Raw genomic sequence first — 22,019 nt, forward strand, 5'->3', positions numbered from 1 at the left:
TTACTTGTCACTTTCCCATTGCCATATTTGGCTTGGGGTCACGATCTTAGGTAATGGAATGTCCCAGCTTTCAATTGGTAAGCGTTCTACATGTTGGCAGTCATGAGCGATACCGACAGGTTTAGCACCCTCTCCAGTTATAAACCAACGTGACAGAGTACGATCGTAGTACCCCCCGCCCATGCCTAAGCGGTGTCCGATGCTGTCGAACCCAACTAAAGGCGTGCAGATTAAATCAAGCTGGCGAACGGGTTTGAGGTGTCTGATATCGAGCTTGGGCTCTAAGATGCCGTACTTGTTGTAGACGAGCTGTTCATCATTTACATACTGAAGAAACAGTAACTGACCTTTAGAAAAGGGATGGATGACGGGCAGATAAACCGATTTTCCCTGTTGCCATAACCATTCAATGAGCGGTTTAGTATCAAGCTCACCGTCTGCAGAAAGGTAGATGGCAATATGTTGCGCCTGATCGATTTCAGGAAGTTGGGAAAATTGAGTAATAAGGTCGATTCCCGCTTGGTATTGCGTATCACTGCACAGAGCGTTGCGCTTTTCACGAATCAGTTTGCGGAAGTCTTGTCGAGAGAGGTCTGACATAGAGAGAATACCCCAGGGTGCCGTTGAGGATTGTGGCCCTTGAACCAGCTGGTTCAAGGCGGATCAGCAATGACAACCGTAGGCTTCTCGGTGCATGCCGAGCTTGCTCAATAGTTACCAAATACTAACCCTTAGGTATTGCTTATCGGCTCAGGGACTTAAATCCTGCTGACGCACACCCCAGGGTAAATTTTGTATTTACTGCTGTCCTTGCGTAACTTTGCTTAGTGCGTTCTCTAAAGACGCGGTGAGCTTTTCCATTCGCTCAGTAATTTCTTGCTGTTGACCATTGGATTCGTATGACTTGGTGTGCAACTCATAGCAAATATTCAATGCAGCAAAGGTCAGCAGTTGGATTTCATTGGTTACCTTAGTACGTTCGCTCATTTCTTTCAATCGGCGATCAAGATCTTTTGCCGCTGCAACAAGAGACTCTTCTTGTCCTGTCGGACAATTCACACGTGTAAGTTTGCCTAATATTTCAACGTCGATCGCTTGATTGCTCATGATGAATAAACTCTATATTCGCGCTATCTAAGGTGTTGCTTCATACAACTACCGAGGAGCAAACTATAGGAAAACCGCTATTAAGATTCAAGCATTTCCCATCACAGAAAGAGAAATGATGACGAGATCACACAGGAATTGGGCAAATTGAACAAATGCTGTCCAAAATTGAATTTGATAGCCGTTTCAGACCACTAACCTTGATGGTAGGATATACCAATACATTATTACGCAAGAATGAGCCAAGTTATGAGTGAAATCACCCTTCCTGAATACCAATCTATTGCTGCTGAACTGCAATCGGCAAGCCTGGCTGTGACACCGGCGGAGTTACATGGCTTATTTGTTGGCATGTTAAGTGGTGGATTGGCGATCAATGATCAAACTTGGCAGCCGATTCTTTTTGACTACACCAATGATGGGATGGGGTGGCCCTCGACAGCACTCACTTTTGCTCAGAGCATATTCAACGTTACTGTTAATGAGCTTACTGGCACATCAATGGAGCTGTCTTTACTATTGCCAGATGAGCCGGGCGAAGAAGGCTTATTCGCATTAGCCGACAGTGTGTCCGACTTTGTAAACCACTTTATTTCTGGGCTAGGTCTAGCAGGCGTTGCGCTTAACAAAGCATCTGATGACGCTAAAGAAGCACTGGCTGATCTAGAAGAGATTGCCAAATTAGGCATTGATGAAGATGACGATCTTGGTGAACAAGCGCAATTGCTAGAGCAAGTGATTGAGCACATCAAAGCTTGCGTACTAACGATTCATGCTGAATTTGGTGTTCGTCCTGAAAGCAGCGACAAAAAACCTACTATTCACTAATCGTAGACCGTCCAGAGGTTAGTATGAAGCAATATGATGTAGTCATTGCTGGTGGTGCCATGGCTGGTGCAACGTTAGCATTGGCGATTGACCATTTGTCTCAGGGAAAGCTCCGCATTGCCGTCGTTGAGCCTTTTAAAGCACAATCAGATATGCACCCTGGTTTTGACTCTCGCTCAATCGCATTGTCTTACGGTACTGTCAATCTGTTGCGTCAACTACAGCTCTGGACGTCAGTAGAACCGTTTGTCACACCCATTGAACATATCCACGTTTCTGACCGTTCTCATGCTGGGATGACGGAGATTACCAAGCAAGAGGTTGGGGTTGAAGCTCTAGGGTATGTTGTAGAATTAGCCGATGTTGGGCGTGTATATCAAGAATTATTAGACAGTAGCGAGTCAATTACGCTGTTTTGTCCTGACTCCGTTACCGATATCGAGCGCGAGCAAAACTGTACCCATGTGACGTTGAAAAGTGGTGAGCAACTTGAAGCAAAACTGCTGGTGGCTGCAGATGGTGCTGTTTCGACCTGTTGTCAGAAAATTGGTCTAGAACTTTCTGAGCAAGATTTTGAACAAGTGGCTGTCATTGCCAATATTGTGACTCAAGAACCTCATCAAGGTAGAGCCTTTGAACGTTTTACTGAGAATGGCCCAGTTGCTTTATTGCCAATGAGTGACAATCGAATGTCCTTAGTTTGGTGTTTGCACCCTGAAGAAGCCCAAGCCGTTCTTGAGTTATCTGATCAAGCATTTCTCCAGCGTTTACAGAACGATTTTGGTTGGCGTTTAGGCGCGATGAAAAAAGTGGGGCGCCGTGCAAGTTACCCATTGCTTCTTCGCCATCGAAAGCAAAATATTTCACATCGCTTTGCGATTGTTGGAAATGCGGCGCAAACGCTGCACCCGATAGCTGGACAAGGCTTTAATCTCGGTATTCGCGATGTAGTCTCACTAGCAGAAGAAATTGTGCAGCAAAGTGAGGATGTGGGTCTTTATCAAGGCCTGATGCGCTTTAGTCAACGTAGAGAAGCAGATCGAAGCGAAACTATTTGGCTAACCAGTGCCTTAGTGCATGTTTTTTCAAATGATTTACCCGCGATGCGAATTGGCCGAAATACTGCCTTAGCAGCGATGGATAACCTTTCTATTTTTAAGCAGCCGCTACTACGCCATACACTTGGCTTGGTAAAACGATGAACGGCCGCACTGAATTAGGTAATAAAAAGCAATGATGCAAAGTGTAGATATCGCCATCATCGGCGGAGGGATGGTTGGGTTGGCACTTGCTGCCGCGTTCAAAGACAGTGATCTGCGTGTCGCCGTTATTGAAGGTAAAGTGCCAGATGATTCGTTGAAAGAATTACCCGATGTTCGTGTGTCTGCGCTGAGCCGCTCTAGTGAGACGATTTTGCGTAAACTTGGTGCTTGGCAGGGCATAGAACAGCGCCGAGCTTCACCTTACCATGGCATGGAAGTATGGGAACAAGATAGCTTTGCCAGCATTGAATTTAATGCACAAAGTATGGCACAACCTGATTTAGGGCATATTGTTGAGAATCGTGTGATTCAACTTGCGCTGCTTGAACAAGTCCAAAAGCTCGATAACGTCACTATGTTTATGCCTGCACGTTGCGCGACTCTCGCGGTCGGTGAGCAAGAAAGCTGGCTGACGCTCGATAATGGCCAAGCCATGACCGCTAAATTAGTGGTCGGAGCCGATGGGGCGAATTCGTGGCTTCGCCATCAAATGGATATTCCATTAACGCATTGGGACTATGGTCATCATGCTTTGGTCGCGAATGTCAAAACTGTTATGCCACACAACAGCATTGCGCGCCAGATATTTACTCCTCACGGACCGTTGGCATTTTTGCCAATGTCGCAACCAGATATGTGCTCTATTGTTTGGTCCACGGAGCCAAATCGAGCAGAGCAGTTAGTGGCGATGAGTGAACATGATTTCAATAAAGCGTTGACGAGTGAGTTTGATGCTCGACTTGGTCTATGTGAAGTAGTGGGAGAGCGTGCTGCGTTTCCTTTGAAAATGCGCTATGCGCGAGATTTTGTTGTCGAGCGAGTCGCGCTGGTTGGTGATGCGGCCCATACCATTCACCCATTAGCGGGGCAGGGTGTGAATTTAGGTTTATTAGATGCGGCCAGTCTTGCTCAAGAAGTATTAGCACTTTGGAAGCAGGGTCAAGATATCGGCAGTAAACGCAACCTAAGAAGCTACGAGCGTTGGCGAAAAGCGGAAGCGGCAAAGATGATCGCTACTATGCAAGGGTTTCGAGATTTGTTCTCTGGCGAGAACCCTGCTAAGAAGCTTGTTCGTGGCATTGGCTTGAGTTTAGCGGGGCAACTGCCGGGAGCGAAAGATGAGATCATGAAGCGCGCGCTTGGTTTAAAGGGACACTTGCCGGATCTGGCGCGTCAGTAAGTGCAAAGCGAACTTCAAATACACAAAAGGCTGGTTAATCCAGCCTTTGTTTTATCAACATTTTGCTAAGCATATGCGCATCGGAGTTTCATTATTTCTTGATTGATCTCTTTGACCGCTCGGAAATGGCGTTGCTCTGCTTTCTCCGGCAGTATTAACTTACCGTTATCAAACTCGAATCTACCGACCCCGTAAATATAAATTCTTCCTTTAAAAAGACGACTTATATGTTTAGCAATCATACTTGGTGTATAGCGCTTAAACAGTCTCATATTTACTTTCCTTTTATCTAACCTAGCCTAGGTATTCTACGTTCTGGACGCGAAAATTATTGTGACAGCAATAGTATTAAATACAGATGTAGGGTGTTGCGTCAGAGAATTGTGTTGTCTTAGACAATTTGACAGTGTCATCTCTTAAATAGCGTGAGGATTACCCCAAAAATAACCTCTCTAAAGGAACCCTTACGCCAATACACTCCTTTTTACGTGACGCATTAAGCAATAGTTTTGTTACAGAATTAAGAATAGAACGAAAACGGTTGTTTGCTAGTTGTTTCTATTAAGGTCGTGCTTGGCGTAACACACTTTACGTTCTAACGATTAGAGGAAATGAAAGAGAAAAAGTTCCACGTAAAAAAAAGCCCGCTTCAGCGGGCGAATAGTCACAGATGCATTACACAAAAGTGGATAACTAACTGCATGAATGCTGTCACTCAGCTAGCTGACTCACTTTATATTGGTTAAGTGCTTGTTTGAAACTTAACCAACAAATTCAGCATATACGAGTTTTATCTTTGTGACTATTTATGTTTTATATGTGATTAAAAATTCTCATGTCTATTTTTGTGGATATGAGCGAGATCACACAGTGATAGAAACACTACGTGTCATTACATTGTTTTTAGACGATTAACGACAGATCTCAGCTACGGTCGGCTGGCACAATTGGATAAGATCTTGAATAGAAAGCGCCAGCCCAGCCATTCGATCGCCACTGCTGATCGTGACTTCCTGTTCTTCTAGTAAGCTAGGGTCGAACACGATTGGCATATGACGTTTGAGTAGCAGAGGAGTGACAGTACCAATTTTGTAACCAGTGATGGACTCAACGTCGGCTTGATCAACACAAGTCATCCGGCGACATTTCAGTAACGAGCGCACTTTTTTGGGATCAACGCTACGATCACCTGGCGCACAGGCGAGTGCATATTGATTACCCATGTCTCGTAGCAAGATTGCTTTCACCATTTGAGAGGGGCGAATGCCGCGTTGGTGCGCGGCATCCTCAATGGTCGTTGCTGGTCTTTGATGCGGTAACAGACGAAACGGAATGTGTTGGTCTGTGAGAAATTGCATCAAAGGAGTATTGATTGTATTACTCATCATCAAGACTGTAAGGCAGTGATTCGATTGTCCATTCACACTCTGGTTGCGCAACCAAACGAAGACGAGTGTCCTCATCGAGATTATTAGGCAGCACGATCAGGCCAATCGCGTGATTGTCACTGAACTGGTAGTGATTTAATAAAGCACCTACTGAACGCCAGTTTTCACCTACGCTGCGTTCGAGCTCAATTGGTTCGTCACTGAATGGAGCAGAAGTCGCACCTTTTACGATATACATCGCACGTTTATTGGTACCGCGATACTTCGCTCGTGCTACCGTTTCTTGTCCCGTGTAGCAGCCCTTTGTGAAGCTTATGCCTCCTAAAGCTTGAACGTTGAGTGCTTGTGGAATGTGAGCATTCTGCGCGGATGCAGAGACAAATGGTAAACCTGCCTCAATATCGAAACGATTCCAAAGCTCATTTGTCGTAAAGACCGCGTCGGTAGTTTCAACGATTTGCTGTGCTTCTGGCGCACTTAATATCAGTAACCAGCGATCTTGTGCAACTTGCACGGCTGTGCCACCGTCAACTGGGCGAACGCTGCCAGTTGTCTTGCTCATTGTTGAAATGAATTCGTCGGCTTTAACGCCAGCAACGCCTAAGATAACGTCATCAGAAGCTTCAATCGTTACTTTAGAGAAAATGGCGTATTTCTTTATTTCATTAAGTTCTACGTCAATCGCCGATCTTGGTTGGATCATGCCGTAGCCATCATGATGATGGAAAAGGCGGAACACGCTCCACACTTTGCCTTTTGCATCACAATGTGCGCCCAGTGTTGATTGGTCTTGTTCTAAAGAAACAACATCGCAGGTAACCTGACCTTGTAAGTATGATTTTTTATCGTCACCGATCATGGTGATCATGCCGAAGTTATCCAGCAGTGAGATAGATAACTCTGGAAGTGCGTCTTGAGTTGAGAGAGGTAATGCTGAAAAACGAGTTTGCCATTCCATAATTACAATGCCTTTTGAAGATATTTTTCCGCTATGTTATACCCAAATAACCTTGAGATACTAGGGGAGCGATTTACGAATCAACATTTGTCTGCTTTCACTATCGTATTGTGACCCGCACACTAGTGACGTAGCACATCCCTTGTTACACTCCGCACTAACAACAAGACATCTATGAAGGAATAGTGAATGTACACTCCGGAAGAAAAAGCGCGTATTAAATGGGCTTGTCGTCGAGGCATGCTTGAGCTTGACGTAGTAATTATGCCGTTTTTTGAAGAGTGCTTTGATACTCTGAGTGAACAAGAGCAGCGTGACTTTGTTTCTTTACTTGAATGCGATGATCCTGATCTGTTTACTTGGGTAATGGGGCATGGCCGTAGCGAAAATTTAGGTCATGCAGCAATGGTTGATAAAATTGTCGCCCATAACCTCAGCAAAGTTCGTTAATTTTACTGCTTCTCCCTCTCTGACTGCCCGAGTCTTCAATGTTGTACTTTTCTTATTGATGACTTGGGCTGTTATCCTCTCTAGCATTCCGCTCGTATTATCGACTTATTTGTTATTACTGATTGTGAAGGCTTTCTCAAACCAAAGTCTTGTTCAACCTACAAGTCATGGGCATTGGTATGTGCACTGCGATGGCTCGGTTAGGTTTGATGCCCTTGAGTGTGGCGAATACTCGGAAGATATTGAGTCCGAAAAGGGTCATTTACAGCGAGTTGATACATCGGCATCACCATTCAAGATAACATTCCAATTGCAATCTGGCCGTAGTGTTACGATTTGGCGTGATAGCTGTGACGATGAGCAGTATCGTCAATTATCTTTGGTATTACGCCAATGGGAAATGAAACAGGGAGCTAATGCTCCCTGCTGATGTAATAGTTTACTTGGTAAAGTTAAAGCTGTTTAGCTGGAACCAAAATCGTTGGGCCGCTGTTTTCCAGTTGGTTCGGATAGTCAAGCGTGTAGTGCAAACCTCGACTCTCTTTACGCTGCATCGCACAACGAACCATCAACTCTGCTACTTGTAAAAGGTTACGCAGTTCTAATAAGTTGTTCGACACTCGGAAATTGCTGTAGTACTCGTGTGTTTCTTGTTGCAACAGTTGGATACGGCGTAAGGCGCGCTCTAAACGCTTGTCAGTTCGCACAATGCCCATGTAGTCCCACATAAACAGACGAAGCTCGTGCCAGTTGTGCTGAATAATCACTTCTTCATCACTATTGGTTACTTTGCTTTCATCCCAACATGGCACCTGTGAAGGTAGCTCAACGTTAGTGTGATGTTTTAGAATATCTTTTGCCGCAGACCAAGCATAAACCACGCATTCGAGAAGTGAGTTTGATGCCATGCGGTTAGCACCATGCAGCCCGGTGTAGCTAACTTCACCAATCGCATACAAATTTTTCAGATCGGTGCAGCCATTTCTATCCACCATGACACCGCCACAAGTGTAGTGTGCAGCAGGTACGATTGGGATTGGCTCTTTAGTCATGTCAATGCCCAAGTCCATCAAACGTGAATAAATGGTTGGGAAGTGTTTCGTAATAAAGTCAGCAGGCTTATGGCTGATGTCGAGATACATACAGTCGGCACCTAAACGCTTCATTTCGAAGTCGATAGCACGAGCCACGACGTCACGCGGAGCAAGCTCTTTACGTTCATCGAAATCCGGCATAAAGCGAGAGCCATCTGGACGACGCAGGTAAGCACCTTCGCCACGCAACGCTTCAGTCAGCAAGAAGTTACGTGCTTCTGGGTGATATAAACACGTAGGGTGGAACTGGTTAAATTCCATATTCGCCACACGACACCCTGCACGCCAAGCAATCGCAATACCATCACCAGACGACACATCTGGGTTAGAGGTGTATTGATAAACCTTTGAAGCACCACCTGTAGCGAGAACCACAAATTTGGCTCGCACGGTTTCGACATGCTCTTCGTTGCGGTTCCAAATATAAGCACCGATAACTTTGTTTTTATCACCGCCAATTTTGTCTTCGGTGATTAAGTCCAGAGCATTGTGACGTTCGAGAACATGAATGTTTGGATGGTTATGAGCGTTATCTTGCAGGGAGGTTTGCATCGCCATACCTGTCGCATCTGCCGCGTGAAGAATACGACGACGGCTATGACCACCTTCACGAGTTAAGTGGTAGCGAGGTTCATCGTCAGAGTCATCTTCTTCACGATCAAATGGGACACCACCGTCAATCAACCACTGTACACACTCTTTTGAATGCTCAGCAATGAACCTTACGGTCTCCTCATCGCAAATACCATCCCCGGCGATTTGCGTGTCTTCAACGTGTGAATCAATGGTGTCTGACTCATCAAATACGGCAGCGATACCGCCTTGAGCATAGTAGGTTGCCCCTTCGCTGCGTGGTCCTTTACTCAGCACCATCACCTTACAGTGGTTAGCAACGCGCAAAGCCAACGACAAACCTGCCGCGCCACTCCCTACCACTAATACATCACACTCATGTTCACGATTTGTGTTCATATAACTTTTATAATCCCAAGCTAAAGTAACAAAGTTACCTTGTGTATTATTTGCACACCATGTGCATTCCATTATCGCGACATCTGTCGCTAAGGGCTAAGTTGGGAGACCTATCGACGTCCGTGTTACGGCGGTGACTGAGCCACTCTTCTTTTTCATGCAGAGCATGAGCATGCTTCCTAAGTTATAATTTGTAACGCGGTGTTCAGATAGCCATTAGCCATGCAAATGAAAAGTAATAGTTTGTCAATGCCATTGCTTTTCCATGCCCGACCCAGCACAATCTGGGACAGAGATCATTCATTATACCCATTTCCCTCCAAGATGCTCGCTTGTCAAACTTAGACTAAAGTCAGGCAGCGGTGGTCATTTGGGTATAGACATCACATTGTGAAAAAACAATGACAAAAAACTTGAGAAACCATGGAACTTTCTCATTCACGTTAGGGTCACAATAGTGCTCAAGTAAGCAGTGGTGTCAATACTACGTTTTGCATAATTAGTACCCATATCTGAGAAGAGTAGGGGCATAACAAATAGGAGTATCCGCTCGAATGAACGAGCAGCTGACCGATCAAGTATTGATTGAGCGAGTTCAGAATGGCGATAAGCAAGCATTCAACCTGTTGGTAACAAAGTACCAGAATAAGGTATGTAATCTTATTTCCAGATACGTTAGTAATCCTGGCGATGTACCAGATGTAGCACAAGAAGCGTTTATTAAAGCTTACCGAGCTATCCCTAGCTTTCGTGGGGAAAGTGCGTTTTATACGTGGCTGTATCGCATTGCAGTGAATACTGCGAAAAATCACATTGTTGCTCAAGGGCGTAGACCTCCAGCGACAGATGTCGATGCTGAAGATGCTGAATTTTACGAAACAGGTAGTGCACTTAAAGAAATATCGAACCCTGAGAACTTAACGTTGTCCAAAGAATTGCAACGGGTGGTGTTCAGTGCAATCGAAGCTTTACCTGAAGATTTAAAAACCGCAATGACATTACGAGAGCTCGATGGCTTGAGTTATGAAGAAATTGCAGAAGTGATGGATTGCCCGGTAGGAACGGTACGATCGCGTATCTTCCGTGCTCGTGAGGCGGTGGAAAAGAAAATCAGACCTCTTTTGCAACGCTAGTACAAGTAATAACTATGGTGAAAATAATGGCTGACAAAGAAAAACTTTCAGCTCTCATGGATGGAGAATTGGTCGATAAGGCTTTAATTCAAGAGTTAGAGCAAGACCAAGAGAGCCGTGATGCTTGGCAGAACTATCACCTGATTGGTGATGTGATGCGAGGCGAAGCGCCAGCAAAACCTGAGTGGAATATTGCTGAAAGCGTGGCGTTAGCGTTAGAAGATGAACCTGCACACCGTGCGTTTGATTCGCACAGTGCAAATGTTATCTCAATTGCGGATACGCCAAAAGAGTCGCAACCAGAACCGCAAAAAGCAAAACGTCAGTTGCCAGGTTGGTTGACGCAGTTTGGTCAAGTTGCTGTTGCTGCATGTGTATCGCTTGTTGTTATTTTAGGTGTACAGCAGTACGGTGGTAGCGATTCAATGTCGCCGCAAACAGATCAATTACCTGTATTGCAGACGGTTCCGTTTGCTGGCAGCGCAGAACCAGTGAGTTTGACTCGTGAGTCTGTAGAACGTTCTGTAGGCGAGGCAAATATGCAAGAGCAGCGCAAGCGTGTTCATGCTATGCTGCGAGACTACGAATTGCAGTTACGAATTAACAGTGATGCATCTCAACAAGATGCAAATCTGAATCCGGATATTGAATGAAAAAATTTCTGATCAGCGCTTGCGCTCTGTTCAGTATGATGTCTTCTCAAGCCTTTGCTGGTGATAAGCCAGCGGAGGCTTTATTGCATCAAATGAGCGAGGCGAGTAAGAATTTAAGTTACGAACTCTCTTATATCCTTATCAAAAAGAACAGCATTGAGCCGTTGCTGTATCGTCATGCCACGCATGGTGACGATCAATATGCTCATCTTGTCTACTTAAGTGGCCCTGTGCGTGAAGTGATTCGTCGCGGAACTGAAGTAAGTTATATCGAAACGGGTTTAGAACCGTTCACCATCGAGTCAGGTAAAATGGTCGCTCCGACTATGCCTATGCTCAACACCAATATCGATGAGCTAAACTTGTATTACGACTATGTAAAAGTGGGCAGAGCTCGTGAAGCTGGTGTGGCAACACAAGTGCTGCGTATTGTTCCTAAAGACGGTCTGCGCTATTCATACGTACTATGGATCGATGAAAAGAGTAAATTGCCGTTACGTGCCGACCTTGTGGACCGCGATGGTGAAATGCTTGAACAATATCGCACTATTTCTTACACGGTAAACCCAAAAATCGCAGAGTTAATGAGTGGCCTGCAAGATGTTCAATTACCTGCTGTTCTCACCATGCCAAAAGGCGATATTGGGACCAGTAATTGGCAGGTTGGTTGGATCCCTGAGGGTTTCGAGCCGAACGAGCTCAACCGCTATCGTATGGCCGTTACTAACCAAATGGTGGAGAGCCAGCTGTATTCTGATGGTCTGTTTAGCTTCTCTGTTTACGTAGCAAACAAGGATGAGCATTCGTTAAAAGGGCAGTTGGTTCGCCAAGGCAGAAGAACGCTACACAGTTTTGTGAGCGGTCAACATGAAATCTCTGTTGTAGGAGACATTCCACCGACCACAGCACAGCGTATCGCCCAATCAGTCACATTTAATGTAACAAAGAGTAAATAACAATGATGACCGCGTTGGCTACCGTGACAGACGTGCATCGTCGCGGCAAGCAATACGAAATTGATTTAAGTTGCGAACAGCAGACCAGTTGCAGTAGTTGCTCTTCACAGAAAAGCTGTGGAACGGGCGTTGTTACTAAAGCCATTGGTAACAAGAGTTTATCTTGGCACCTGCGCACGGATAAATCGGTGAAAATAGGTCAAGTCGTCGAGATTGGTTTTCCTGAGTCGAGCCTAATAAAATCAGCAATGGCGGTTTATTTACTGCCATTGTTTGGTTTGATTATCGGTGCGATGTTTGGTCACTTCCTATTAGCGCCGCTGACAGCCGGCGGGGAAGGCATCATCATATTGGCATCGGTATTGTTTGCCGCTGGTGGAATGTGGATCGCAAAACGTGTTTCTCGTCCGTTAGAAGATGAATCCAAGCGCCAAGTTACCCTCGTTCGGGTACTTGGAGAGCCAATCCAGTAAGTGCTGTCCCCCTCCACTAAAGGTTATTTGGGTATGTACTTTAAATTACGTGCGCCCGTTAACGAAATTCGGTAGAATCTGCCAACTTGATTGAAATGCCGTCAGTAGATGGCGTTTCTTACTGTCCCTATTTGTAAAGAGTTAGTCACCCTAAATCTATGAAGCACATTCGTAACTTTTCGATTATCGCCCACATCGACCATGGTAAGTCGACCCTATCAGACCGTCTAATCCAAGTTTGTGGCGGGTTAACCGATCGTGAAATGGCCGCACAGGTTCTGGATTCTATGGATCTTGAACGTGAGCGTGGCATCACCATCAAATCTCAGAGTGTGACGCTAAACTACACCGCTAAAGACGGTGAGACGTATCAGCTGAACTTCATCGATACTCCGGGGCACGTTGACTTTGCATATGAAGTATCACGTTCTCTAGCGGCTTGTGAAGGTGCGCTATTGGTTGTGGATGCGGGTCAAGGTGTTGAAGCTCAAACACTGGCTAACTGTTACACCGCGATCGAAATGGATCTAGAGGTTGTGCCAATCTTGAACAAGATTGACCTACCAGCAGCCGATCCTGAGCGTGTAGCGGAAGAAATTGAAGAAATCGTTGGTATCGATGCAATGGAAGCAACCCGCTGTTCTGCGAAGACAGGCATTGGTGTTGATGACGTTCTAGAGAACATTGTGTCAGCGATTCCAGCACCGGAAGGTGATCCAGATGCGCCACTACAAGCGCTGATCATTGACTCATGGTTTGATAACTACCTTGGCGTTGTTTCTCTAGTGCGTATTAAAAACGGCGAACTGAAGAAGAACGATAAGATCAAAGTGATGAGTACGGGCCAAGTTTGGGGTGTAGACCGCCTTGGTATCTTTACGCCAAAACAAGTAGATACCGATACCCTTCGTACTGGTGAAGTAGGTTGGGTTGTTTGTGGCATCAAAGACATTCTTGGTGCCCCTGTTGGTGATACGCTGACTCTAGCGAAGAATGGTTGTGATAAACCGCTACCAGGCTTTAAGAAAGTTAAACCTCAGGTTTACGCAGGTCTGTTCCCTGTATCTTCCGACGATTACGAAAACTTCCGTGACGCACTAGGCAAACTAAGCCTTAACGACGCATCGCTATTCTACGAGCCAGAAAACTCTGCGGCACTTGGCTTTGGTTTCCGTTGTGGTTTCCTTGGCATGTTGCACATGGAAATCATCCAAGAGCGTCTAGAGCGTGAATACGACTTGGATCTTATTACCACAGCACCAACGGTAGTTTACGAAGTTGAGAAGACGGATGGCGATCTGCTGTATGTTGATAGCCCAGCAAAACTACCAGCGATCAATGATATTGAAGAAATTCGTGAACCGATTGCGCGTTGTAACATCCTTGTGCCTTCAGAGTACCTAGGTAACGTAATCACACTGTGTGTTGAAAAGCGAGGCAGTCAAGTTGATATGGTTTACCACGGTAACCAAGTCGCTGTGACTTACGATATTCCAATGGCTGAAGTGGTACTGGATTTCTTCGATCGTCTGAAATCAACATCACGCGGTTACGCATCTTTGGATTACAACTTCCAGCGTTTTGAAGCTTCGAACATGGTACGTGTAGACGTTCTTCTTAACGGTGATACTGTTGATGCATTGGCGATGATTACACACAAAGATCAGTCTCAGACTCGCGGTCGTCAGTTGGTAGAGAAGATGAAAGAATTCATCCCTCGCCAAATGTTTGATATCGCAATCCAAGCGGCAATTGGTAACCACATTATCGCTCGTTCAACGGTAAAACAGTTGCGTAAGAACGTTATTGCGAAATGTTACGGCGGTGACGTAAGTCGTAAGAAGAAACTTCTGAAGAAACAGAAAGAAGGTAAGAAACGCATGAAGCAGATCGGTAACGTTGAGCTGCCTCAAGAAGCGTTCCTAGCCATCCTTCACGTAGGTAAAGACTAAAGTTGAACTTTGTCTCACACTTGTCGGTCTTAAGACGTTAGATATTAAAATAAGTGAAAGGGTTTCGGCTCTTTCACTTTCGTATTTTTAGATAAGGGAATTTAATGGCGAATACATTCTCACTGATGTTGGTTATTGCGACTTTGGTAACTGGCGTGGTTTGGCTATTGGAAAAGCTGGTTTTCGCGAAAAAGCGTCAGGAAAAACTGGCTGAGATTCAAGCTCAGACGTCTAATGGTTTGGATGCAGTGACCTTGCAAAAAGTTGAGCGTCAGCCTTGGTGGGTTGAAAATAGCGTCTCTATTTTCCCTGTGATCGCGTTCGTTTTAGTATTACGTTCTTTTATCTACGAACCATTTCAAATCCCATCAGGCTCAATGATGCCTACCTTGCTGGTTGGCGATTTCATTTTAGTTGAGAAGTACGCGTACGGTCTAAAAGACCCAGTATGGCGTACTCAGCTAGTGGAAACTGGTAAGCCTGAGCGTGGTGATATCGTGGTATTCAAATACCCACCACAACCAAGTGTGGACTACATTAAGCGTGTAGTTGGTTTACCTGGTGATATCGTGCGTTATTCAAGTGATAAGCAGCTTTGCGTGCAAAGCCAAGGCGAATCGGCATGTAAGCCAGTTAAACTGAGCAATGTTGAAGAAAGTCAGTTTAGCTCGAACGGTATTCCAATGATCCAACTGGATGAAAAATTGGGTAACGTTGAGCACAATATTTTGGTTAACCCTCTTGTGCGTAACCGCGTGGAGCAATATTTCCCACGCAGCGGAACGACAGAGTGGGTTGTACCACAAGGTCAGTATTTTGTGATGGGTGATAACCGTGACAACAGTGCTGACAGCCGTTACTGGGGCTTTGTTCCAGAAGCAAACTTAGTCGGTAAAGCTGTCGCGATCTGGATCAGCTTCGAGTTTGATCGTGGCGCAGATAGTGTTCTACCTTCATGGATTCCAACTGGTGTGCGTTTTAACCGCATCGGTGGCATTCACTAACCATTCAAATATCGAGAGAGTATGAATTCTCCAATTGATAAACTAGAGAGAAAGCTCGGCTACCAGTTTCAAGATGCCGGGCTTATCAATTTGGCGCTGACGCACCGCAGCGCCAACAGTAAGCACAATGAACGTCTTGAGTTTCTGGGCGATTCAATTTTAAGTTTTGTCATCGCTGATGATCTGTACCATCGTTTCCCAAAAGTGAACGAAGGTGACATGAGCCGCATGCGTGCTACTTTGGTTCGCGGACATACATTGGCGGAACTGGGTCGTGAATTCGATCTAGGAGATTATTTAAAATTAGGTCCAGGTGAATTGAAGAGTGGCGGTTTTCGCCGAGACTCTATTTTAGCCGATGCGGTTGAAGCCATTATTGGCGCAATTTACCTAGACAGTGATCTTGAAGTTGTGCGAGGCATTGTACTGAGTTGGTATCAGTCACGCCTTGAAGCCATTAAACCAGGCGTTTCACAGAAAGATCCGAAAACTCGCCTACAAGAGTTCCTACAAGGCAGAAGAAAACCGCTGCCTGTCTACACAGTGACTAATATTAAAGGTGAAGCGCACAACCAAGAGTTCACGGTTGAGTGCGAAGTAGCAGGTGTGGATAAGCCTGTAATCGGTAAAGGCACCAGCCGCCGCAAGGCAGAACAAGCGGCTGCTGAAACAGCACTTGAGCAATTAACAAATGGCTGATAACGAATTCGATATCGATGCGTTTTTCGCATCACAAGGTGAGCCAAGCTCGCCAGAAAACCAACACTGTGGCTTTATTGCTATTGTTGGTCGTCCAAACGTAGGTAAGTCGACACTTTTGAACAAGATTTTGGGTCAGAAGATTTCGATCACCTCTCGTAAGCCGCAAACGACACGCCACCGTATTATGGGTGTGGATACGGACGGCGATTACCAAGCGATTTACGTCGACACGCCTGGACTTCACATTGAAGAAAAGCGTGCGATCAACCGTTTGATGAACCGTGCTGCTAACTCGTCATTGAGTGATGTAAACCTTGTGTTCTTCTTAGTCGATGGTACGCATTGGACTAAAGACGATGAGATGGTACTGACCAAACTTCAAAAATCGAACTTCCCAGTTGTGCTTTGTGTAAACAAAGTCGACAACGTACAAGATCGTAACGACGTGATGCTACACATGGCGGAGATGTCGAAGAAGATGGACTTCGTGGATGTTGTGCCAATCTCTGCCAAGCAAGGTAAGAACATTGACGTACTACGTAAGCACGTGCGTAATCACTTACCTAAAGCAACGCATCACTTCCCAGAAGAATACGTGACTGACCGTTCTCAGCGTTTTATGGCGTCTGAGATTGTGCGTGAAAAGCTGATGCGCTTTACTGGTGAAGAGCTGCCATACTCAGTAACGGTTGAGATTGAACGTTTTGATTACAACCCAGAAACCGACGGTTTCCACATCAATGCCTTGATTCTTGTTGAGCGTAATGGCCAGAAGAAAATGGTGATTGGCAAAGGTGGCGAGAAGATTAAAACCATTGGTCGCGAAGCGCGTTTAGATATGGAAGAATTGTTCGGTCGTAAGGTTTACCTAGAAACTTGGGTAAAAGTGAAATCTGGCTGGGCAGACGACGAACGAGCGTTGCGATCGTTGGGTTATATAGACGATTTATAATCTTGGCTGCGAAGGTGCTTCGCTCCAACATCGATGAAAAATCAGTATCGATTAAAATAAGGAGCCGCTCGGCTCCTTATTTTTTATTTCACACTTTTTAGGCACAATGACTTAGATGAGTAATCTGTCTTCCGAAGGTTTACAGCGCTGTTTTGTATTGCACCGACGCCCTTACAGTGAATCGAGCTTAATCCTTGATGTATTTAGTGAGGAATATGGCCGAATGACTTTAATGGCCAAAGGCGCGCGCAGTAAGCGTTCGAACTTAAAAGGCGCATTGCAACCTTTTACCCCGCTATTACTTAAATGGTCGGGGAAAGGCTCAATGAAAACTTTGCGTCAAGCCGAGCCGATAAGTCTAGGTTTGCCGTTAACGGGCATTAATCTCTACTCAGCCATGTACGTCAATGAACTGATTGGCCGTATTTTGATGGCTGAAGTGCCGATGCCAGCACTATTTCATGATTATTTGCATGCGTTAACCGAGTTGGCGCACAACGAGAACCCTGAGCCTGCACTGCGTCGTTTTGAGTTAGCCTTGCTGTCTTCGATGGGGTATGGCGTGGATTTTTTGCATTGTGCAGGTACCGGCGAGCCCGTCGACCCAGAAATGACCTATCGTTACCGGGAACAGAAAGGGTTTATTGCTTCTGTTAGGCGCGATAACCTCACGTTTTTAGGGAATGAACTGATTGCTATCAGTGAGCGGCGGTTCGTCACTAAAGAGCAGCTAAAAGCGGCAAAACGCTTTACACGTATAGCCTTAAAGCCGTATCTTGGCGGCAAACCTTTAAAAAGTCGTGAATTTTTCATTCAGACCCCCAGAGCACGGAGTAACGGAAAATGAGCTCAATTTATTTAGGCGTCAATATCGACCATATTGCCACTCTACGTAATGCACGTGGTACAAAATACCCAGATCCTGTTCACGCTGCTGAAATTGCTGAGCGTGCAGGCGCGGACGGTATCACTATCCACTTACGTGAAGACCGTCGCCATATTTTGGATCGTGATGTACGTATTCTGCGTGAAACCATTCAAACGCGTATGAATCTAGAGATGGCAGTGACGGACGAAATGGTTGAGATTGCGCTGCAAACTAAACCAGAGTTTGTGTGTTTAGTGCCTGAAAAGCGTGAAGAACTGACGACGGAAGGTGGCTTAGATGTAGTAGGGCAGCTTGAAAAAATTAAAGCTGCGACGAAAAAGCTGACAGATGCAGGCATCAAAGTTTCGCTCTTTATTGATGCTGACCGTCAACAGATTGAAGCTGCGAAAAAGTGTGGCGCTCCGTTTATTGAGCTACATACTGGCCATTATGCAGATGCGACGACAGAAGACGAGCAACAAGCTGAACTGAAGAAGATTGCCGCTGGTGCTAGTTATGCACATGATCTAGGTATTATTGTTAATGCCGGGCATGGCCTGACTTATCACAATGTCGCACCAATTGCTGCATTACCAGAAATTTACGAACTCAACATTGGTCACTCAATCATTGGTCGCGCGGTATTTGATGGTTTAAATAAAGCGGTTGCTGACATGAAAGCATTGATGATTGAGGCTCGCCAGTCATAGGGCTATCTAGATGGCGATTATAGGGTTAGGGACCGACATTGCAGAAATTGAGCGTATTGAAAAAGCGTTAGCTCGTAGTGGTGAACCTTTTGCTCAGCGGATTCTTTCAGAAGAAGAAATGGCCAAATTCTCACAGCTTAAGCTGCAAGGTCGTTATCTTGCTAAGCGCTTTGCTGTTAAAGAAGCTGCCTCAAAAGCATTGGGGACAGGGATCGCAAAAGGGGTCACGTTTCACGACTTTTCCATCTCGAACGATGAGCTTGGAAAACCAGTACTCGCATTGACGGGCACAGCCAAGCAAATAGCGGATGCGATGGGTGTTAACCACATTCACCTGTCCATTTCCGATGAGCGTCATTACGCTGTGGCGACGGTCATTTTTGAATCCTAGCTTGTAAGTCTTAAACAAAATACTAAAAAGCCAGAGCATTTGCTCTGGCTTTTGTTTCTCTTCAATAGATCACTGTTCAAGGTATAACTTTGCGGTTGTTGTTACTTTAATCATTTCATCTTGCAGCTCGAACATTTCAGGCTCAACCTCCTCAAGACTGATCCCTGAGCGCAGTGCTTGCTCAAGCGTCGCACAGAGTGACTTCAGTCTTGGAACGCCACAATATGAACTACTGCCGTGCAGCTTATGTATGACATGAATTAGGTCATCACGAGAGATATCTTCTTGCTCCAGAGCTTGGTCAACGACTGCTTCTACTTCAGGGATGAACTCAATCAACATGCGTAGCATGTCTTTAGCGAGATCCTCTTTATTCGCGCTCTGTTTCAAGGCTGCTTGCCAATCAATAATCACATCCTGCTGAGGCGAAGAAACGGATTGTGGTGCGCTTCCTTCAGGTTCATCAACGTATGAAGGGGCGACTTTGCCAATGCTCTCTGTACAAGCATTTGGGTTCCAGTGAACCAAAACCTGTTGTAGCACATGCTCTTCAATAGGTTTGGTCAAGTAGTCATCCATTCCTGCCGAGAGCAAGCGGTCTCGTTCCCCTGCCATGGCATGTGCCGTTACCGCAATCACTGGCGTGTCTTTATTTAGCTCCAACTCTTTAATGTGCTTACAAGCGGTCACCCCATCCATTTGTGGCATTTGAATATCCATGAAGATTAAATCGTACTTTTTCTCTGTCGCCAGGTTCACCGCTTGCTGGCCATTGCTACAGGCGGTGACGGTTTCTACTCGTTCGCGGAGCAGTGCAGAGATCAGCTTCAAGTTTGCAGGGTTGTCATCCACTGCTAGTACAGTGAGAGGTAAACGGTCCCCTTCGCTTGGCGTAATTGGATCGCTTAATACCGGTGGCGATTCTACATGTTCGCTAATCAGGCTTTGTAGCAACTTACGGCGAGACAATGGTTTCGTCAGGCACTGGACGTGATGCTCTGTCATTATTTGGTCCGCAAGCGCCAATTCGGTACTCGGTGTCCCTAGGAGAACACTCGGAGCCATGCGTTTCGCTTGTTCTATCCAAGGTGTAATAACTTCCGCATCGTGAGTCTGGTTGGCCGCTAAATTCAACAGTACATAATCATATTGTTCTTCGTTGTTTGGTAGCGAAGAGCGGTAGGTTACTAAAATACCCTCCTGACTTAGAATCTGTTGGGTTACGGATGCGGCTTGCATGTTTGGTTCAATCAGCAGTAACTGCTTCCCAGTCAGAAGTTCCACTTCAATCAGTTCGCTCATTGGCATCTCAGTTGAGTGCAAGCGCACCGTAAACCAGAAGGTTGAACCTTGGTGTAGACGGCTGGTTAAACTGATTTCGCCGCCCATCTGGCTCACCAGTTTCTGAGTGATAACCAGACCAAGACCAGTACCGCCGTAACGACGTGAAATACTTGCATCTGCTTGGCTAAAGGCTTGGAACAACTGCGCTTGCTGACGCTCAGAGATACCAATACCGGTATCACGCACCATGAATTGCAGTTCGACGGAGTCTCCTGATTGAGAGCGCATTTCTACGCTAACATCAATGTTGCCTCGCTCGGTAAACTTGATTGAGTTACCGACTAAGTTCGTCAAAATTTGCTGGATACGTAGTGGATCCCCAACTAAACCTGGTGGAATTTTAGGGTCCACTTTTAGGGTGATTTCTAACCCTTTCTCATGTGCACTTGTGGCTTGTAGGTTAATTACCTCTTCTAAACTTTCTCGGAAATCAAAAGGAATGTTTTCGAGTGCCAGCTTACCCGCTTCAAGTTTCGAGAAGTCGAGAATGTCATTGATGATATTCAGCAGGTTGTTCGCCGATTTCTCAATCGTCTGTAGGTAATCCGTTTGGCTGTTAGAAAGCTGCGTTTTAAGCATTTGACGAGTAAAGCCAATCACCCCATTGAGCGGAGTACGCAGCTCGTGCGACATGTTCGCCAAGAACTCTGACTTAACCCTGGCCGCTTCTTGCGCGCGTTTCTTCGCGATATCCAACTCAACGTTCTGAATTTCTAGCTGCTCAAGCGTTTCACGTAAGTCGGACGTGGCTTGGTCTATACTGTGCTGCATCTCCACGTGATATTCTGATAACGATACCGCCATGGCGTTGATGCCATTTTTTAGCTGGTCTAACTCACCGTGCATTTTGCCTTCGATACGCACATCCAGATGACCACGGCGAATGCGGTCAACGACATTCTTCATGTGGGTGATAGGTTGGGTCACATCGTGCATTAGACGTGAAGCAAACACACTTGCTAAGCCAAGACCGAGAACCAGAACTAAAAAAGCAGAGAAGACTTCTTGATACTGTTGCAGCCTCAAGGAGGAGAGATCTAACTCGACGGCGATGTAACCAATCGCTTTTGTGCCTTGGCTTTCGTTCGACAACTCCGCTAAGTAGTGACCTTCTGACAAAATGGGGACACGCAATATCAGTGAGTTTTCGTAGATTTCCGAATTACCCAGTTGCGGGATCGGTTTATCTTTGGGAAACATCAAGGCTTCAAAATTAGGATGAAAGTTAGAGGTCACAAAGAGCTCATGATGTTCATCAAATACCGCGATACTACGAACCAGTTTGGAGTTTTTGCGGTGCGCGTAGCTTATCAAGCGACGTACCGCCTCTCGGCTTTCTGATAGTAGATGAGTTTCACTGGCAATCGCCAGCGGCTCAATAATGCTGTTACCAGTGGTGATAACTTGTTTCTCAAGGTCTTGGTAGCGGTTAAATGAGAAAAAGCCGCTCAGTAATAAACCAATAATGAGAGTGGGAGCGAGAGTTAGTGTAATTACACGTGCTCGTAAGCCATATCTGGTCATGTTATCTAATTACATCGGAGTCTGGATATGGGAAAATAACGCATTATTTCTCAAGCGCACGATAAAGCCTTGAGCAAAGAAGTGACGTCACCGAATAAACGGTAAGCATAATCAAGTC

General features: G+C 45.6%; 23 protein-coding genes and 1 other RNA gene. 16 read left to right on the forward strand and 8 right to left on the reverse strand.

Going from position 1 to position 22,019, the window contains the following annotated elements; translation table 11 throughout:
• From R7H07_RS06305 to R7H07_RS06315, 3 genes are all read right to left on the reverse strand, one after another.
• A complete protein-coding gene (locus R7H07_RS06305; protein ID WP_054701889.1) occupies positions 1–600 on the reverse strand; it encodes a 5-formyltetrahydrofolate cyclo-ligase in 600 nt (199 codons plus the stop codon).
• Positions 601–605: 5 nt separating this feature from the next.
• Positions 606–790: non-coding RNA, 6S RNA (gene ssrS, locus R7H07_RS06310), on the reverse strand.
• Positions 791–798: 8 nt separating this feature from the next.
• A complete protein-coding gene (locus R7H07_RS06315) occupies positions 799–1,107 on the reverse strand; it encodes a cell division protein ZapA (RefSeq protein WP_005384553.1) in 309 nt (102 codons plus the stop codon).
• Between the two features lie 249 nt (positions 1,108–1,356).
• Between R7H07_RS06315 and R7H07_RS06320 the strand changes: the two genes are divergently transcribed.
• From R7H07_RS06320 to R7H07_RS06330, 3 genes are read left to right on the forward strand one after another with little or no spacing between them, the layout of a single operon-like run.
• Entirely contained in the window at positions 1,357–1,935 is a 579-nt protein-coding gene (locus tag R7H07_RS06320) for a YecA family protein (protein ID WP_005380976.1), read from the forward strand.
• A 23-nt stretch (positions 1,936–1,958) separates the two neighbouring features.
• Positions 1,959–3,137, forward strand: a complete 1,179-nt coding sequence (gene ubiH, locus R7H07_RS06325) for a 2-octaprenyl-6-methoxyphenyl hydroxylase (RefSeq protein ID WP_005380974.1) — start codon at positions 1,959–1,961, stop codon at positions 3,135–3,137.
• A 31-nt stretch (positions 3,138–3,168) separates the two neighbouring features.
• Positions 3,169–4,377 carry an FAD-dependent 2-octaprenylphenol hydroxylase gene (locus R7H07_RS06330; RefSeq protein WP_054701892.1) on the forward strand — a complete coding sequence of 403 codons (1,209 nt, stop codon included), beginning with the start codon at positions 3,169–3,171 and terminating at the stop codon, positions 4,375–4,377.
• Between the two features lie 65 nt (positions 4,378–4,442).
• Here R7H07_RS06330 and R7H07_RS06335 read toward each other — a convergent pair whose 3' ends face one another.
• The 3 genes from R7H07_RS06335 to ygfZ form a co-directional block, all read right to left on the reverse strand.
• A complete protein-coding gene (locus R7H07_RS06335; protein ID WP_005380970.1) occupies positions 4,443–4,649 on the reverse strand; it encodes a DUF1107 domain-containing protein in 207 nt (68 codons plus the stop codon).
• 639 nt (positions 4,650–5,288) lie between these two features.
• Positions 5,289–5,762: an aminoacyl-tRNA deacylase gene (locus tag R7H07_RS06340; RefSeq protein ID WP_005384562.1), complete on the reverse strand. Its 474-nt coding sequence runs from the start codon at positions 5,760–5,762 to the stop codon at positions 5,289–5,291.
• Complete coding sequence (ygfZ, locus tag R7H07_RS06345) at positions 5,755–6,723, reverse strand: tRNA-modifying protein YgfZ (protein WP_065274852.1); 969 nt, start codon at positions 6,721–6,723, stop codon at positions 5,755–5,757. The genes R7H07_RS06340 and ygfZ overlap by 8 nt, the downstream gene beginning before the upstream one ends.
• A 189-nt stretch (positions 6,724–6,912) precedes the next feature.
• Here ygfZ and R7H07_RS06350 point away from each other — a divergent pair, with 189 nt between their 5' ends.
• Both R7H07_RS06350 and R7H07_RS06355 read left to right on the forward strand, forming a co-directional pair.
• Positions 6,913–7,173 carry a succinate dehydrogenase assembly factor 2 gene (locus tag R7H07_RS06350; protein ID WP_005380951.1) on the forward strand — a complete coding sequence of 87 codons (261 nt, stop codon included), beginning with the start codon at positions 6,913–6,915 and terminating at the stop codon, positions 7,171–7,173.
• Positions 7,142–7,603: a protein YgfX gene (locus R7H07_RS06355; protein WP_235429224.1), complete on the forward strand. Its 462-nt coding sequence runs from the start codon at positions 7,142–7,144 to the stop codon at positions 7,601–7,603. Before R7H07_RS06350 ends, R7H07_RS06355 begins: the two co-directional genes overlap by 32 nt.
• Positions 7,604–7,625: 22 nt before the next feature.
• On the opposite strand, the gene nadB is transcribed toward R7H07_RS06355, so the two are convergent.
• A complete protein-coding gene (gene nadB / locus R7H07_RS06360; protein WP_005380947.1) occupies positions 7,626–9,239 on the reverse strand; it encodes an L-aspartate oxidase in 1,614 nt (537 codons plus the stop codon).
• Positions 9,240–9,793: 554 nt separating this feature from the next.
• Between nadB and rpoE the strand changes: the two genes are divergently transcribed.
• The 11 genes from rpoE (at position 9,794) to acpS (ending at position 19,033) form a co-directional block, all read left to right on the forward strand.
• Positions 9,794–10,372 (forward strand): RNA polymerase sigma factor RpoE, encoded by a 579-nt coding sequence (gene rpoE / locus R7H07_RS06365; RefSeq protein ID WP_005380946.1) that lies wholly within the window; start codon positions 9,794–9,796, stop codon positions 10,370–10,372.
• Between the two features lie 26 nt (positions 10,373–10,398).
• Complete coding sequence (locus tag R7H07_RS06370) at positions 10,399–11,025, forward strand: sigma-E factor negative regulatory protein (RefSeq protein ID WP_005380944.1); 627 nt, start codon at positions 10,399–10,401, stop codon at positions 11,023–11,025.
• Positions 11,022–11,981 carry a sigma-E factor regulatory protein RseB gene (gene rseB / locus R7H07_RS06375; protein WP_005380941.1) on the forward strand — a complete coding sequence of 320 codons (960 nt, stop codon included), beginning with the start codon at positions 11,022–11,024 and terminating at the stop codon, positions 11,979–11,981. The genes R7H07_RS06370 and rseB overlap by 4 nt, the downstream gene beginning before the upstream one ends.
• Before the next feature lie 2 nt (positions 11,982–11,983).
• Positions 11,984–12,454: a SoxR reducing system RseC family protein gene (locus R7H07_RS06380; RefSeq protein ID WP_005384575.1), complete on the forward strand. Its 471-nt coding sequence runs from the start codon at positions 11,984–11,986 to the stop codon at positions 12,452–12,454.
• Between the two features lie 158 nt (positions 12,455–12,612).
• Positions 12,613–14,406, forward strand: a complete 1,794-nt coding sequence (gene lepA, locus R7H07_RS06385; RefSeq protein ID WP_005380934.1) for a translation elongation factor 4 — start codon at positions 12,613–12,615, stop codon at positions 14,404–14,406.
• A 104-nt stretch (positions 14,407–14,510) separates the two neighbouring features.
• Complete coding sequence (gene lepB, locus R7H07_RS06390) at positions 14,511–15,410, forward strand: signal peptidase I (RefSeq protein WP_005380933.1); 900 nt, start codon at positions 14,511–14,513, stop codon at positions 15,408–15,410.
• Between the two features lie 21 nt (positions 15,411–15,431).
• Positions 15,432–16,109, forward strand: coding sequence for a ribonuclease III (gene rnc, locus R7H07_RS06395; RefSeq protein ID WP_005380932.1), 678 nt, complete (start codon positions 15,432–15,434; stop codon positions 16,107–16,109).
• Positions 16,102–17,064: a GTPase Era gene (era, locus tag R7H07_RS06400; protein ID WP_005380931.1), complete on the forward strand. Its 963-nt coding sequence runs from the start codon at positions 16,102–16,104 to the stop codon at positions 17,062–17,064. Before rnc ends, era begins: the two co-directional genes overlap by 8 nt.
• A gap of 115 nt (positions 17,065–17,179) precedes the next feature.
• On the forward strand, positions 17,180–17,911 hold the full coding sequence (gene recO, locus R7H07_RS06405) for a DNA repair protein RecO (RefSeq protein ID WP_006743310.1): 732 nt from the start codon (positions 17,180–17,182) through the stop codon (positions 17,909–17,911).
• Positions 17,908–18,642, forward strand: coding sequence for a pyridoxine 5'-phosphate synthase (pdxJ, locus tag R7H07_RS06410; protein WP_005384579.1), 735 nt, complete (start codon positions 17,908–17,910; stop codon positions 18,640–18,642). Before recO ends, pdxJ begins: the two co-directional genes overlap by 4 nt.
• A gap of 10 nt (positions 18,643–18,652) precedes the next feature.
• Positions 18,653–19,033, forward strand: a complete 381-nt coding sequence (gene acpS / locus R7H07_RS06415) for a holo-ACP synthase (protein WP_005380927.1) — start codon at positions 18,653–18,655, stop codon at positions 19,031–19,033.
• A 69-nt stretch (positions 19,034–19,102) separates the two neighbouring features.
• Here acpS and barA read toward each other — a convergent pair whose 3' ends face one another.
• On the reverse strand, positions 19,103–21,901 hold the full coding sequence (gene barA, locus R7H07_RS06420; RefSeq protein ID WP_206959988.1) for a two-component sensor histidine kinase BarA: 2,799 nt from the start codon (positions 21,899–21,901) through the stop codon (positions 19,103–19,105).
• Positions 21,902–22,019 lie beyond the last annotated feature (118 nt).

It is taken from the genome of Vibrio sp. Vb1127 (assembly GCF_033338735.1).
GTDB classification, from domain to species: domain Bacteria; phylum Pseudomonadota; class Gammaproteobacteria; order Enterobacterales; family Vibrionaceae; genus Vibrio; species Vibrio alginolyticus.

Bases quoted from the DNA above. Each gene is read 5' to 3' on its own strand.
- R7H07_RS06305 (WP_054701889.1), bottom strand. From the start codon at position 600: ATGTCAGACCTCTCTCGACAAGACTTCCGCAAACTGATTCGTGAAAAG.
- R7H07_RS06315 (WP_005384553.1), bottom strand. From the start codon at position 1,107: ATGAGCAATCAAGCGATCGACGTTGAAATATTAGGCAAACTTACACGT.
- R7H07_RS06320 (WP_005380976.1), top strand. From the start codon at position 1,357: ATGAGTGAAATCACCCTTCCTGAATACCAATCTATTGCTGCTGAACTG.
- ubiH (WP_005380974.1), top strand. From the start codon at position 1,959: ATGAAGCAATATGATGTAGTCATTGCTGGTGGTGCCATGGCTGGTGCA.
- R7H07_RS06330 (WP_054701892.1), top strand. From the start codon at position 3,169: ATGATGCAAAGTGTAGATATCGCCATCATCGGCGGAGGGATGGTTGGG.
- R7H07_RS06335 (WP_005380970.1), bottom strand. From the start codon at position 4,649: ATGAGACTGTTTAAGCGCTATACACCAAGTATGATTGCTAAACATATA.
- R7H07_RS06340 (WP_005384562.1), bottom strand. From the start codon at position 5,762: ATGAGTAATACAATCAATACTCCTTTGATGCAATTTCTCACAGACCAA.
- ygfZ (WP_065274852.1), bottom strand. From the start codon at position 6,723: ATGGAATGGCAAACTCGTTTTTCAGCATTACCTCTCTCAACTCAAGAC.
- R7H07_RS06350 (WP_005380951.1), top strand. From the start codon at position 6,913: ATGTACACTCCGGAAGAAAAAGCGCGTATTAAATGGGCTTGTCGTCGA.
- nadB (WP_005380947.1), bottom strand. From the start codon at position 9,239: ATGAACACAAATCGTGAACATGAGTGTGATGTATTAGTGGTAGGGAGT.
- rpoE (WP_005380946.1), top strand. From the start codon at position 9,794: ATGAACGAGCAGCTGACCGATCAAGTATTGATTGAGCGAGTTCAGAAT.
- R7H07_RS06370 (WP_005380944.1), top strand. From the start codon at position 10,399: ATGGCTGACAAAGAAAAACTTTCAGCTCTCATGGATGGAGAATTGGTC.
- rseB (WP_005380941.1), top strand. From the start codon at position 11,022: ATGAAAAAATTTCTGATCAGCGCTTGCGCTCTGTTCAGTATGATGTCT.
- R7H07_RS06380 (WP_005384575.1), top strand. From the start codon at position 11,984: ATGATGACCGCGTTGGCTACCGTGACAGACGTGCATCGTCGCGGCAAG.
- lepA (WP_005380934.1), top strand. From the start codon at position 12,613: ATGAAGCACATTCGTAACTTTTCGATTATCGCCCACATCGACCATGGT.
- lepB (WP_005380933.1), top strand. From the start codon at position 14,511: ATGGCGAATACATTCTCACTGATGTTGGTTATTGCGACTTTGGTAACT.
- rnc (WP_005380932.1), top strand. From the start codon at position 15,432: ATGAATTCTCCAATTGATAAACTAGAGAGAAAGCTCGGCTACCAGTTT.
- era (WP_005380931.1), top strand. From the start codon at position 16,102: ATGGCTGATAACGAATTCGATATCGATGCGTTTTTCGCATCACAAGGT.
- recO (WP_006743310.1), top strand. From the start codon at position 17,180: ATGAGTAATCTGTCTTCCGAAGGTTTACAGCGCTGTTTTGTATTGCAC.
- pdxJ (WP_005384579.1), top strand. From the start codon at position 17,908: ATGAGCTCAATTTATTTAGGCGTCAATATCGACCATATTGCCACTCTA.
- acpS (WP_005380927.1), top strand. From the start codon at position 18,653: ATGGCGATTATAGGGTTAGGGACCGACATTGCAGAAATTGAGCGTATT.
- barA (WP_206959988.1), bottom strand. From the start codon at position 21,901: ATGACCAGATATGGCTTACGAGCACGTGTAATTACACTAACTCTCGCT.